This is a genomic window from Pseudomonas sp. GT1P32, from assembly GCF_054897805.1.
This window is the reverse complement of the sequence record NZ_CM142704.1, coordinates 5,958,179-5,971,064: the sequence shown is the minus strand read 5'-3', so window position 1 is coordinate 5,971,064 and position 12,886 is coordinate 5,958,179. Positions and strand designations below refer to the sequence as shown.

Annotated in this window: 13 protein-coding genes; 8 read left to right on the top strand and 5 right to left on the bottom strand. The window is 55.0% G+C overall.

Annotation, left to right across the window (positions count from 1 at the left end; translation table 11 throughout):
- Positions 1 to 229: 229 nt before the first annotated feature.
- The 4 genes from ACYZUC_RS27365 (at position 230) to ACYZUC_RS27350 (ending at position 3,803) form a co-directional block, all read left to right on the top strand.
- Positions 230 to 493: a DUF2790 domain-containing protein gene (locus tag ACYZUC_RS27365; protein WP_008038474.1), complete on the top strand. Its 264-nt coding sequence runs from the start codon at positions 230 to 232 to the stop codon at positions 491 to 493.
- 251 nt (positions 494 to 744) lie between these two features.
- Positions 745 to 1,059 carry a hypothetical protein gene (locus ACYZUC_RS27360; RefSeq protein ID WP_461991640.1) on the top strand — a complete coding sequence of 105 codons (315 nt, stop codon included), beginning with the start codon at positions 745 to 747 and terminating at the stop codon, positions 1,057 to 1,059.
- 516 nt (positions 1,060 to 1,575) lie between these two features.
- Positions 1,576 to 2,826 (top strand): ribonucleotide-diphosphate reductase subunit beta, encoded by a 1,251-nt coding sequence (locus tag ACYZUC_RS27355; protein WP_008034875.1) that lies wholly within the window; start codon positions 1,576 to 1,578, stop codon positions 2,824 to 2,826.
- A gap of 416 nt (positions 2,827 to 3,242) precedes the next feature.
- Positions 3,243 to 3,803: a BRO-N domain-containing protein gene (locus tag ACYZUC_RS27350; RefSeq protein ID WP_461991638.1), complete on the top strand. Its 561-nt coding sequence runs from the start codon at positions 3,243 to 3,245 to the stop codon at positions 3,801 to 3,803.
- Here the strand turns inward: ACYZUC_RS27350 and ACYZUC_RS27345 are convergent.
- Positions 3,769 to 4,581: an HNH endonuclease gene (locus ACYZUC_RS27345; protein ID WP_461991636.1), complete on the bottom strand. Its 813-nt coding sequence runs from the start codon at positions 4,579 to 4,581 to the stop codon at positions 3,769 to 3,771. The two genes, ACYZUC_RS27350 and ACYZUC_RS27345, sit on opposite strands and share 35 nt — an antisense overlap.
- A 259-nt stretch (positions 4,582 to 4,840) precedes the next feature.
- Here ACYZUC_RS27345 and ACYZUC_RS27340 point away from each other — a divergent pair, with 259 nt between their 5' ends.
- Positions 4,841 to 5,830 (top strand): hypothetical protein, encoded by a 990-nt coding sequence (locus ACYZUC_RS27340; protein ID WP_461991634.1) that lies wholly within the window; start codon positions 4,841 to 4,843, stop codon positions 5,828 to 5,830.
- A 7-nt stretch (positions 5,831 to 5,837) separates the two neighbouring features.
- Here the strand turns inward: ACYZUC_RS27340 and ACYZUC_RS27335 are convergent, their stop codons facing one another.
- Complete coding sequence (locus tag ACYZUC_RS27335) at positions 5,838 to 7,010, bottom strand: hypothetical protein (protein ID WP_461991632.1); 1,173 nt, start codon at positions 7,008 to 7,010, stop codon at positions 5,838 to 5,840.
- Between the two features lie 101 nt (positions 7,011 to 7,111).
- On the bottom strand, positions 7,112 to 7,927 hold the full coding sequence (locus ACYZUC_RS27330; protein ID WP_461991630.1) for a sulfite exporter TauE/SafE family protein: 816 nt from the start codon (positions 7,925 to 7,927) through the stop codon (positions 7,112 to 7,114).
- 112 nt (positions 7,928 to 8,039) lie between these two features.
- Between ACYZUC_RS27330 and ACYZUC_RS27325 the strand changes: the two genes are divergently transcribed.
- On the top strand, positions 8,040 to 8,807 hold the full coding sequence (locus ACYZUC_RS27325; RefSeq protein WP_461991628.1) for an AraC family transcriptional regulator: 768 nt from the start codon (positions 8,040 to 8,042) through the stop codon (positions 8,805 to 8,807).
- Between the two features lie 93 nt (positions 8,808 to 8,900).
- Positions 8,901 to 9,218, top strand: a complete 318-nt coding sequence (locus tag ACYZUC_RS27320; protein WP_461991626.1) for an XRE family transcriptional regulator — start codon at positions 8,901 to 8,903, stop codon at positions 9,216 to 9,218.
- Between the two features lie 67 nt (positions 9,219 to 9,285).
- On the opposite strand, the gene ACYZUC_RS27315 is transcribed toward ACYZUC_RS27320, so the two are convergent.
- Together ACYZUC_RS27315 and ACYZUC_RS27310 are read right to left on the bottom strand one after the other, a co-directional pair.
- Positions 9,286 to 10,764 (bottom strand): amidase family protein, encoded by a 1,479-nt coding sequence (locus ACYZUC_RS27315; RefSeq protein WP_461991624.1) that lies wholly within the window; start codon positions 10,762 to 10,764, stop codon positions 9,286 to 9,288.
- Between the two features lie 133 nt (positions 10,765 to 10,897).
- Positions 10,898 to 11,938, bottom strand: a complete 1,041-nt coding sequence (locus tag ACYZUC_RS27310) for an MBL fold metallo-hydrolase (protein ID WP_461991622.1) — start codon at positions 11,936 to 11,938, stop codon at positions 10,898 to 10,900.
- A gap of 213 nt (positions 11,939 to 12,151) precedes the next feature.
- Between ACYZUC_RS27310 and ACYZUC_RS27305 the strand changes: the two genes are divergently transcribed.
- The gene (locus ACYZUC_RS27305) at positions 12,152 to 12,760 is read left to right on the top strand and encodes a TetR/AcrR family transcriptional regulator (protein ID WP_461991620.1); all 609 of its coding nucleotides are present in this window, start codon (positions 12,152 to 12,154) and stop codon (positions 12,758 to 12,760) included.
- Positions 12,761 to 12,886: the final 126 nt, after the last annotated feature.

The following is a 12,886-nucleotide window of genomic DNA, read 5'->3' as shown; positions in this document are numbered from 1 at the left end:
CAACCGTATTCCACGATTGTTACGAAATCTGTCAAAGGTGTTTATCAAAACCCCACCTATATGAATGCCAACCCCACGCCTAAAATCCACCTCGCCAACAAGGCAAACCCTGATTAACCAAGTTGCAGCCCCCACGAAGGCAGTTAATCAAAACACCGGTAACCAAGTTCCACACGCAACCCCAAAAAGGTTGCGTGACCCCACTCGACCTCTAAAAGGTAAAACCGAAATGAAAGCTTTATTAGTTCTGGCCCTCTCCAGCCTGTGCGCAACCGCCATGGCAGACGAGGTCCCGACTGATGTCGCACAGCAACAACCCGCTATCGAGGAATACACTTACTCCACTCACCTCGATATCGCCAAAGTTGTCTCCATGAGTGAAATCCCCAATGTGTGCGAAGTTGTCCCCATGAAAATGGAATACGACGACTCCAAAGGCCAACGCCACATCCTGCGCTACAGCATCATGGGTAACGGCTGCTCCAACGGCTGATCACCCGCACTCCCCTAAACGGTTCGACCCAATGCCCGATCATCACACCGACCTGTAGGAGCCGGCTTGCTGCGGGCGGCGCTCCGACGATAGCAGTCGACGCAATGTTCAAGGCAGTCAAAGCGCCGAACCGTATAGATCGATTTACACGATAGCTTTCAGCATTTATTTGCGCTTTTTAATCGAATCTATCGGCGTAGTATGAATCCCACACCAAGGCAAACAACGCCAACGAACCTGGAGCAACGACCATGAAAACCAAACTGATCCTCGCCCTGACCCTGTCTGTACTGGCCGCCAACACCTTCGCCGCCGACGGTTACGACCGCACGGGCTCGGCCACTTTCACCACCGAAGCCGCTGTCGCTTCTGACGGCTACGACCACACCGGCTCGGCCAAAGTCGCCGCCGATGGTGCCGATCACATCGGTGCAGGCAAACTCGCTTCCGATGGTTTTGATCACACTGGCGCCGCCAAAGTCGCTGCCGATGGTGCCGATCACGTCGGTTCCGCCAAAGTCGCCGCCGATGGCGCAGATCACGTCGGTGCCGCTCGCCTGAGCTGATCATCGAGCGTGACTTACAGCCCGACTTCGGTCGGGCTTAGTTGTGTCTGGGGCCAGCGAAAACCGACTCAAAACACAACATGTAGTGAAAAACCCGATTTTTTGGCTATTTTTTGAACAAAAAAGTAGCACGTCAAAATTTAAGAAAAAAAATCTGCTCCCGCGATCACCAGCCAAAGCCCTATAAACCCTCGCTCCGACCGAAAAACCCTCCTTCTCGACCGCTCCATGCGCGGATTCGCCCCACCACGGCCGCAAAAATTTCCCTATAATGCCGCCTTAAACGGGCCTGCAATATTCCCTTACAGGGATGACAGCCAGTCCGAAGCCCAGGCCGACGTCGTCAACGACTGCAGCGCCATCAGCGGCTCTCGGAACCCCGTACAAAATTATGTTTATTTGCCTGCGTGTACCGCTGCAAAAAACGCTATCCAACGCGGCCAGACCGGTCGTGTGAAAAACCAACCAATCAGTTTTCACACGGGCATCTGGCCCTCACGCAGGAGACGACACGTCATGCTGAGCTGGGACGAATTCGACAAAGAAGACAGCGGCGAGACCGTGGTAAAAGGCGCCAACGCCGGCCACGCGACTGAAGCCAACATGGACCGCCTCGACACCGCCGGTGGTGTTGCCGCTCAAGAAGCTCGCGCTGTAACCGCGTCCGACTCCGCCGCCATCGCTCGCGCCAAGGCTGCCCTCGACAACCTCGACATCGCCGAAGGCCTCGCCGAACTCGAAGGCGCCTCCGCCCGTGTCGCCGTTGACGAAAAGCGCATGATCAACTGCCGCGCCGACCTCAACCAACTCGTACCGTTCAAGTACGACTGGGCCTGGCAAAAGTATCTGGACGGTTGCGCAAACCACTGGATGCCGCAAGAAGTCAACATGACCGCCGACATCGCCCTCTGGAAAGACCCGGAAGGCCTGACCGACGACGAGCGCCGCATCGTCATGCGCAACCTCGGCTTCTTCTCCACCGCCGACTCCCTGGTTGCCAACAACCTGGTCCTGGCCGTGTACCGCCTGATCACCAACCCGGAATGCCGCCAGTACATCCTGCGCCAGGCTTTCGAAGAAGCGATCCACACCCACGCCTACCAGTACTGCATCGAATCGCTGGCCATGGATGAAGGCGAAATCTTCAACATGTACCACGAGATCCCATCGGTCGCGAAAAAAGCCACCTGGGGCCTGAAGTACACCCGTTCGATCTCCGATCCGAAGTTCGAAACCGGCACCGTCGAAACCGACAAAGAACTGCTGCGCAACCTGATCGCCTACTACTGCGTTCTGGAAGGCATCTTCTTCTACTGCGGCTTCACCCAGATCCTCTCCATGGGCCGCCGCAACAAAATGACCGGCGTCGCCGAGCAGTTCCAATACATCCTGCGCGACGAATCCATGCACCTGAACTTCGGCATCGACGTGATCAACCAGATCAAAATCGAAAACCCGCACTTGTGGGACGCCGAGATGAAGGAAGAGGCTTCGCAGATGATTCTGCAGGGGACTCAGCTGGAGATTGAATATGCTCGGGATACCATGCCTCGTGGGGTGTTGGGCATGAATGCGGCGATGATGGAGGACTATCTGAAGTTCATCGCTAACCGTCGTTTGTCGCAGATTGGGTTGAAGGAAGAGTATCCGGGGACGACTAACCCGTTCCCTTGGATGAGCGAGATTATGGACTTGAAGAAAGAGAAGAATTTCTTTGAGACTCGGGTTATTGAATACCAAACCGGTGGTGCGCTTAGCTGGGATTGATTTCCGAGCTCGCCGCGATTTGATGATTGCAATTTGAATCGGCGAATCGAAAAAGCAAAAGCCCCGATCTGATCGGGGCTTTTTTATTGGGGAATGAATAACCTTTTTCATCCCTACGTCGCTACGCCAAAACTCCTACAGATCTTCCAGCCACTTCCGTATTGATGTCCACTCAAAGCACCTCTAAGCTCAATTGCAGGTGCCTAAGAAACGCCCAACGTAGAAGCTACTCCGTCAAACAGTAATCGCGCATGTCTCGAAGACTTACGTACGATTTTCTGTTTGAAGAGAACGCTTGTTGGGATTTTTTTAAGTCCTCTACGTCGGGTTTTGGCCCTCTCAAAATTCACACGTAGAGGTAATGGATATGCCGACACAAAGACCACTCCGCTCATCCTCCTTCCCGGAGATCGGTCATGTCTGATCCGATCATTCCAACACGTTTCGCACGCCAAAACCTCCACCTCCATGCGCTCCTTCTGGAAAACCAGCCATGGCTCTGCGCCCGCGATCTGGGTCGGCTGATGGGATTCCATCTGAGTGATCGTGTAGTCAACAAACTGGATCAGGATCAGCGGCGGACCTTGCGGATTGAATATTACGGACAATTTGAGCAGCGGTTAATGCTCAGCGAATCAGGGGCTTATGCGCTGTTGGTGTATCACTACGCGCCGGGGAACCGGTTGTTGCGTGAGTGGTTGACCCACCAAGTGGTCCCGGCCTTGCGCGATGCGGACCAGCCGAAGAATACGGATCGGCCAATGTTAAGTTTGTTGGATTGGCCGGAGATGTCGTTGAGTCTGTTGCATTGGCAGGATGAAGGTTGGATTCGGCTGCGGGACATGCCCTACCTCTTGCACGATAAGCCGCAACTACAGGTTATGGGGGTTGATCCTTGGTGGTGGAGGGTTGTGCAAATGCTTCTATCGTCGAAGCATTTACCTAGGTTAAATCGTCGAAAACCCATCGACCATTGAGAAGACTTTTCAGTTGCTCAACGCTCAGCAACTGTTGGGGTTTCCTATGAACAATCGCGTGGCAATTCGCACAGAGTGGAATCAAGTCAGTCGCTGGATCGACAACCTGGTCCTCGTCAAATTCGGAAATGGGCTTCACATGGTGCACATGAATAAAGCCTTTTGCATGTGCGCCATACGCTTTCTCGAAATCAAAATCACAGGCTTTGCATCGAAGCCCATGAATAGCGATTGCCTGAAGCCGAAGCTTTGGGCTGCGCTCATACCTCACACCGTAATAGGCGATTTTTTTCCCTTCAGTCCCGATAACACTAGTCTCAAATTCCTGCGCACTATCGATTAGGCTGAAATCGAAGGCCTGCTCCACCTGTAGCTTCGCACGGGAACAAATGTCGTCAAACACCATCTGGTCAATAAACCGGACACCATTACGCCAGTAATTACTCTTCAGTTTTTCGGGAATCTGCTCAAGGTATTCTCCGTCGAGTTTAATGGGAACCGCAGATTCAAAGGGCCTGAAGCCCTCAATGACAGCGAACAAATCACCTCGTGTGCTGTTCTCATCCGCATGAACCTTTCCGATTCGAGCAACACCAAAATAATGAGGGCTGGCACTCAGACGCTGATCCGAAAAAGCCTTGTTTGTCATCTTCCCTTTGTAATACAGCACCGCCGTTCCTTCGGTCAGAATTGCTCGATACTGTTTCGGAAAGTGATATAGGACACCGGTTTCATCGGCCCACTTCGATTCATCATTTTCGGCAATGACAGCTGGCATCCACTCATCCCCCTATAAGAGGATGAAGACTACCAAAAATACGGAATTCTCCTACACGATTAGCGGAAAGATTTCGCAATCAGTTCAATCCAGAATCTCGAGAGCAGCGGCGGCGCATACGTCGCACCTACAGCTCTCACCAGGCTATGACATCGTGTGGAAAATGAAGATGTTGGCGCGACTAAGATGAATTAAAAGGTGCGCCATCACCCGCCTCCCGCTATTAATACCGTTCCCCACTCAAGGACCCGAGCCCACCATGAAATTCGACCTCGCCTACTGCCTCAGCCTCGACGACAAACTGTCGATCTATGACGTGCGCGATTTGAATTTCGACGAGACCATGGAGTTCGATTCCGCCAAGGAACACTTCCAATGCCCCAATGACGCATGCAGGGCGGCCTTCGATGCGGCGAATGTGTTGACAACATTCAACGCCAAGAACGTGAATTACGTCCGCACTCCGCACTTCAAGAACACGCCCAGCACCCGGCATGTGGTGGACTGTCCTTATGTCAGTCTCAAGGCGTCGGCGTCGGGTGTGGACTCGGACGGTACAGAAACGGATGACAGTCGCGAGGAACATTTCCCGTCGGAGTTGTTACTGACTCGGCGTCAGTATGTGCGTAAGCCGTCGAACCCGGCGGTGGCGGCGGATGTGGTGCGGGACGATCCGAATCCTCTTACACAGCCCAGCGATACCGAGCACCCAAGCCACGAATCAGCGCCGGACAAGACCAGTGTCTTCGCCCACCCGGTGGAGTGTTTTGTGTCGAACTTCGAGGACAAGGAGTTGCTCAAGCGCGTGCCGCTGAAGATTGGCGAGCACACTGCGCCTTATGGGTCGTTCTTCAAGAAGATCGAATACCTGACGGACAACAAGGGGCTGATTTACTGGGGCAAGATCAAGGAGATCAAGGATTACACGCAGAGCTTTCGCATCGATTTCGAGCAGAAGGTCTGGTTCAAGCAAGCGGATGAGGCGAAGAAGAAGCCTTATTCGGTCAACGTTTACCTGAGCAAGAAGTTGATCGAGAACTACCGCAAGCGCAAAGCGTTTCTGGAGGAGATCAAGCATGCCATCGACAGTGGTGCCGAGTTGTATTGCTTCTTTTATGGCGTGACGCCGGAGTTGAAGCAGGTGCCGAGCAAGAAAACCCCCGAGCAGACGTTCGGGGTGTTCAGTGCGAATATCGAGAACCTGGATCACTTCATTATTCGTGAGGCGCCGGGGTTGTCGGATAAGTAATCCAACATCAGGGCAACTGCAGTGCTACTCCACCAGGATGTTGCTTGACCAGGCTATAGGGCAGGACGCTCCAGCCCACATTTCCGCACACCGCCGCGACGTGAGGAAAGGACGGTTCCAACTTGATGCCTTTCTCGGTGAAGTACCAGGAAGGAAATTGCCAACGGTCGTCCTCGTCGTAGCCGCAGTCGTTCTCCCCCTCAAGCGTTATGGTCATTTCATTGGGATAAAGCTTAAGTAACTGCGCCACCAGCCACGGCGCCAGCTCTTTGCTGCGGTAATCCGAGTAGGCAGTGAATGAATCAGACGAAGAAATATAGGCGTCGTAGTTTTCCTCGTAATGCAGCGGTCTGCCCTGCCCGACCCAAAGCACATCATCAAGCGTCAGTGATTTACCTGTCTTGGTATCGAGGTTGAGTGCTTCATTGGTCTGATCTGGGTATGCGCCGCCACAGAAGTACTCGGTTGAAACACGGACGCTCATCACGGACGGCGTCATCCACAGCGGCTGACTGATTTGTGAGTAATAGGCGTCAGCGTAATTGGCGAAGCATCCGTAATAGCCCACGACCTCTTGCCACAAACGGCCCTTCAGTTGCTGATTGATGCGTTGACGCTCTTCGGCGCTGTAACCCGAAACCACCTCAAACAACTCGGCTTTTGATTGGGGTTCGCTCCACCATTGCAACGTGTAGCCCATGAAGGTTTCGGTTTTGCCTTGTGTGAGTTTTATACCTTGCAGGCGCAGGTATTCGTACGGTGCCTTGTCGTGAAGTCTGACGAGATAGGGCAAGGTTTCGGCAGGAACTTGAGGAAAGTTTGCTTGCTGCAACTCGACCTTCAAGACCTTGCCTTTGGGGCTGGTCCATTCTCCGGCCCAGCCATTGGGCTTGGGTTGCAAGCGAATTGTCGGAAGAGGTTTGTTCTCTCCATAACGCTGGTCACCCTCTTCGAGCACAAGCGTTTCCCCTTCCTTTGAGCCACTAAGCACCAAGTCCTTGCGATACTTTTGATAGAAGTAGCGGCCCTCACTGCCATCGGCGTTCACCTCCAGCACAATCGGCATTTTGCCCAGCGTCCCGGTGTAGACCTGCTTGCCGCTGTCAGCCCACAACAGTGTGGAAAACGTTGAGCACATCAACACGACAACGCCAGGCAGACGAATCAATCCTTTAAACATCAAATCATCCTTGAATGCAGCGAACATTGGTTCGCGGGAAATAGCCGCGAATTATGGCGAAGCTTCGTCTGCGAATCGATGAAAAGCTAGCTTGATAGCGATTAACTCCAACACATGCTGACCATCACCAATACCAGCAAACCAATATAGATACGCGCATGTATCCGATCCGGAATCCGCCCGATCCACGGCGTAGCCAATCGAATCCCCACCAACGACCCCATCGTCAAAACTGCAAACGCCAGCAGATCTACATAACCGACAAACCACGCTCCCAAATCAAAATCGCTAAACCCGGCCATCGCCATATAAGTCACCGTCCCGGCCAACGCCACGGGCAGGCTTAGCGGATTAGCCATGGATGTTGCCTGCGACATGCTCAACCCGCATCGCCGCAACAACGGCACGGTCATGACGCTACCACCCACGCCGAGAAACGTAGCGATGCCGCCGATTCCTACACCTCCACCGGACACTTCCGCCCTCCCCAATCGCCGTGAGATTCCATTACCTGCGTGTGTAAGAAAACCGCGTCTGAACAGGCAATCCACAATGGTCACGCCCAGGTAGGCAATGAACGCATACCGAATCACCTCGCCACTCACCCACATCGCCGCCACAGCTCCGACCACCGCCCCCAATCCAATGAACCCACCCAACGGCCACAAGTAATGGCGAATCAGATTACCGGCGCGGTGATGTTTTCCGGTGGCGACCAGAGCGTTGACGATCATCACGCAGGTCGAGGTGGCGACGGCGATGTGCATCGCCGATTGACCGATGGGGTCGTCTGAACCGTGGCTGGCCATGAGCATGCGGTACAGCAATGGCACGACGACAAAGCCGCCGCCGAAGCCGAACAGCACGGCGGTGATGCCGGTCATGCAGCCAAAGAGTGTCAGCAGGAGGTAGAACATTGCGCGTCGTCCGTTGGTTGAGAGTGGTCGACGATAGAGCGATGTGGCTTGGCCTGCTTCAGCAAGTGAGCCAATAATGTTTGCGTTTACGCCAACTGCTGGAAGCCGCTTGATGCGCAATGTTTCGATTAATGTGCTGGATGACACGCCACGGTCGGTGGTGGCGATCGGTACGGATTATTCCTACGGTCATGTGCTGCCTAGTCATACACACCGACGGGCGCAGTTGTTGTACGGCGCCACCGGGGTGATGCAGGTCGGCACGCATGACGGCAACTGGGTGGTGCCGCCACAGCGGGCGGTGTGGATTCCGGCGGGGGTGGCGCATGAAGTGTTGATGCTGGGGGTGAGCACTCGCAGCTTGTACATCGAGCCGGGTGCCGTGGATTTGGGCGAGCGTTGTCAGGTGATCAGCGTTTCGCCGTTGATGCGGCATTTGCTGATGGAGGCGGTGGAGGTTCCGTTGACGTACGACGAGGCCGGGCGCGATGGAGCGTTGATCGACTTGCTGCTGCATGAGTTGGCGCGCAGTGCTCACTTGCCGCTGCACATTCCGTTGCCGGTCGATGCGCGGCTGCTTGGGTTGTGCCAGGGCTTTTTGCAGCGACCCGATGTTCATCAATCGCCGCAGCAATGGGCGGATCAGATGCACGTCAGTCTGCGCACGTTCAATCGGCTGTTCCGCCAGCAGACCGACCTGAGTTTCAGCCAGTGGCGCCAGCGTGCCTGCGTGGTGCTGGCGCTGGCGCGATTGGCGGTGGGTGAGCCGGTGACGCGGATTGCGCTGGATTTCGGTTATGACAGCCCGGCGGCGTTTTCGACGATGTTTCGCCGAGTGTTGGGTCAGGCACCGTCCGTCTGGTTGGCAGGGGCGAAATAGCAGAATTCAAAAAATGAGTTTGATCCGGGTGCAAAACAACTGTACAAAAACACAGTACATTTTGAATCAGCACTCTCGAGCCCGGAGAACACCATGGCCTCTTATGCGATGAAAATCACCCTGGAACGTATCGCCCTCTTCCAATTCACCCCCGCCCATTGCGCCCAGGCCCGGGCGATGTTGGGTTGGAGCGTTGATGAGCTGTCTCGGGAGTCTGGCGTTTTGGTTGATGTGATTGAGCGATTTGAGGCCAGGCGTGATGTGCCGGATGAACACCGGCTGGCGTTGGCGTATCGGTTTGAGTCGGAGGGGTTGGTGTTTTTCCCGGGGTTTGCGCCGGGGCGCGGGATGAGTGTTAAAGGGTCTGCATTGAATTCGGTGGGCCGGGCGGATTTTGCGATGGTTGAGTGACGTGACAGATCGCAGCTCCAACACTTGTCAGCGTTCGAGTTGCGATCTGGTTTGCATTGGTTATTGACTAGGGCTTGAACGCAGGTATTGGCCGCACATTTGAAGCTTGCTCATAACCATAAGCCAATGCCAGAAGCGTGGCCTCGCTCCAGCGAGTTCCGAAAAACAACAACGACGTCGGTACTCCGTCATCGCCCACTCCGGATGGGATCATGATGCCGGGATACCCTGCCAGAGGTATGACATTCAAACCAGGTGAACCAACATCCAATACCAAAGCATCCAGTTGATGCGCTACCAGTAAATCATCGATGACAGCCGCATTTTCGCTTTGAATTTTTTGCCACAGTTCGTTGTACGTGTGCTCGTTAAAATCAACGTTGCTGGCCGCACTCAACGTGGCTTGCCCGTAACCTTCAGCCCCGGGCGAGTGCTCGTTATAGTGCAGAAGATCATCCAGGCTCTGGATTGCAAGACCGGTTCGCGTCGCAAGGTACTCGGGAAGATGCCGCTTGATTCCCATAGAGAATGCCTTGTCCACCTCCTCTGGGGTTTGCGATTCAGGGTCATTGATATCCACCGGAATCAGTGTGGCCCCTGCGGACTGCATGACTTCCAGCGCTCGGGAAAACTGAGGATCGCTCTGTGCCGCTTCGCTTGTTGTATCGAACTTGACTGGATAACCGATTCGCCGTCCAACCAGCGCATTCGGAAGCAATAACGCCGTGTAGTCCACGCCACTGATGGCGAAGGGTTGTTTGACCGGTTCAGCATCGTCGCTGCCGGTCATAGCATTCAATAGCAGTGCTGCTTCACGAACGGTACGCGCCATCGGCCCGGGAGTATCGACTTTATGACTGACCGGTACGATGCCACTGCGACTCAACAGGCCCACGGTAGGCTTGAGGCCCACCACTCCGTTGATGGACGCCGGCGCAATGATCGAGCCTGCGGTTTCCGTGCCGACGGCCAACGGTGCAAATCCTGCGGCAACCGCTGCACCGGAACCAGAGCTTGAACCCAGTGGCGTGACGCTCAATACATGCGGGTTTTTTGTTTGTCCGCCACGGCTGCTCCAACCTTCAGGAATGCCCGGCTCACGAAAACCGGCCCACTCACTGAGGTTGGTTTTCCCCAGGATGACCGCACCGGCCGCTCTGAGTTGCTGCACGATGAACGCATCCTTTGGGGCTGGTTGCCCGACCATGGCCAATGACCCGGCGCTGGTCTGCATCTGATCGGACGTATCGATATTGTCTTTGAGTAACACCGGAATGCCATGCAGAGGCCCCCGGACGTGTCCACTTCGTCGCTCTTCATCCAGCGACTCGGCAATGGCCAATGCATCGGGGTTGAGCTCAATGATCGCGTTGATCATCGGGCCTTGTTTATCCAACGCCTCGATCCGTTGCAGCAGGTACTGCACGAGCGCTACAGCGCTCAGCTGAAAACGCTCCATTCTCTGGGTGATTTCATCGACACTTAAATACTCCAGACCCGACTCGCGTGCAGGCATTTGCGCATAGCGGTTCAACGTGACATCCATGTTTAAAAGATCCTTGTGATGGCTGATAGCAAGTGAATGAGCTCGCTCGTTTTCCCAGCCTACAGACGCTGCTGGAAATGTCCGTCATCTCCTGGCGCTGGATCGTGTATGAATATTCGCCTCAATCCGTAGTTCAGCCGACGCTCTGCTGGTAAACCTGCTGCTCGACCTCATACCACCAAGCACTCCCCCGCTGCGGATACATCACATTAAACGCCTCACCCATCTGCGGCGTGGTAATCGAAACACTGCGTTCCCAGGCCAATGCCAGTATCCGGTCAAACGGTTCAAACCAGGCGTGCATCGACAGATCGAAGGTGCCGTTGTGAATCGGCAGTAACCAGCGACCTTTCAGGTCGATGTGCGCTTGCAGGGTTTCTTCGGGTTGCATGTGCACATGTGGCCACTCGACGTTGTAGGCGCCGGTTTCCATCAGGGTCAGGTCGAACGGGCCGTACTGTTCGCCGATACGTTTGAAGCCGTCGAAGTAGCCGCTGTCACCGCTGAAGAAGATCCGCGTGTCGGCGTCGATCATCACCCACGAGGCCCACAGCGTGCTGTTGCCATCGAACAGGCCTCGGCCGGAAAAGTGTTGCGACGGGGTGGCGACGAATTGGATGCCGTCGACTTCGGTGCCTTGCCACCAGTCGAGTTGACGCACTTTGCTGGTGTCGATGCCCCACTTGATCAGGGTGTCGCCGACGCCCAGCGGCGTTAGGAAGTATTTGGCTTTGTCCGCCAGTTTGAGCACGGCCTGATAATCAAGGTGGTCGTAGTGATCGTGGGACAGAATTACCGCTTCAATCGGCGGTAGTTCTTCGAGGCTGATCGGCGGCTGGTGAAAGCGCTTGGGGCCGGCCCATTGCACCGGTGAAGCGCGTTCGGCGAAGACCGGGTCGGTGATCCAGAATTTGTCCCGCAGTTTCAGCAATACCGTGGAATGACCAAGGCGATAGACGCTGTGGTTGGGCGCGGCGATCAACGCGTCGTGGGTCAGGCGTTGCACCGGAACGGCCGCCGTCGGGCGGGTGTTACGGGGTTTGTGGAAGATCATGTTCCACATGATGCGCACCATTTTGCGAAAGCCTTCGCGTTGCACGGGTGCATGGTTGCGGAAGTGCCCTTCGGCCTGACGGGACGCTTCAGGTGCAGAGGCGTTAGTGGAATTGGCCATGACTGAATGACTCCAGGAAACCGCACGATGTGCAGCTTCTGCGGTGGGACGATAAATGGCCAAGGCACGCACGCATCAGCCGGACACTCTATTTTTTACTGTGCAGGATTAACGAAACATTACACTGTACAGTGTAGTTTCTAGGTTGCATCAAAGCTGATCACAAGTAAACTGCTGAGTGTAATTCTTAATTTCTTCTGCCGAAGCGTACTTATGACAGCTCCACAGCGCCTGACCGACCGAAAACGCGAAGCGATCATTCAAGCGGCGATTGCCGAATTCCGGGCCAACGGTTTCGACATCACCAGCATGGACAAGATTGCCGCCACCGCTGGCGTGTCGAAGCGCACGGTGTACAACCACTTCCCCAGCAAGGAAGAGTTGTTCGCCGAAATCCTCAATCAGTTATGGGCGCGGGTCACGGCGGAACAGGAAACAGCCTACCGCCCTGACTTGCCGCTACGCGACCAGATGCGCCGCATGCTGATGGCGAAATTGCAGATGCTGGGCGATGACAATTTTCTTGATCTGGCGCGGGTCGCCATCGCGGCCACCATCCATTCCCCCGAGCGCGCGCAGAACATGGTCGCGCGAATGGGCGAGCGCGAAGAAGGTTTGACCCTGTGGATTCGCGCCGCTCAGGCCGATGGGCGATTGAAGCCGGTCGACCCGGAGTTTGCCGCGCAACAGATTCAGGGGATGCTCAAATCCTTTGCGTTCTGGCCGCAGATTTCCATGGGGCTGCCCGGCCTGTCGCCTGAAATGCAGACCACCGTCGTGGACTCTGCGCTGGACATGTTCCTCGCCTGCTACCAGCTCTAAATCAAGCTTTCGCTGCGCCCTGGCACCGTTAAATGGCTTCGAAGGACACTGATTATTCCCGTTGGAATAAATGACAATGTCTGTCGTTTACCGATGAACGGTAGCTCTGAATAAAACACGGCAATG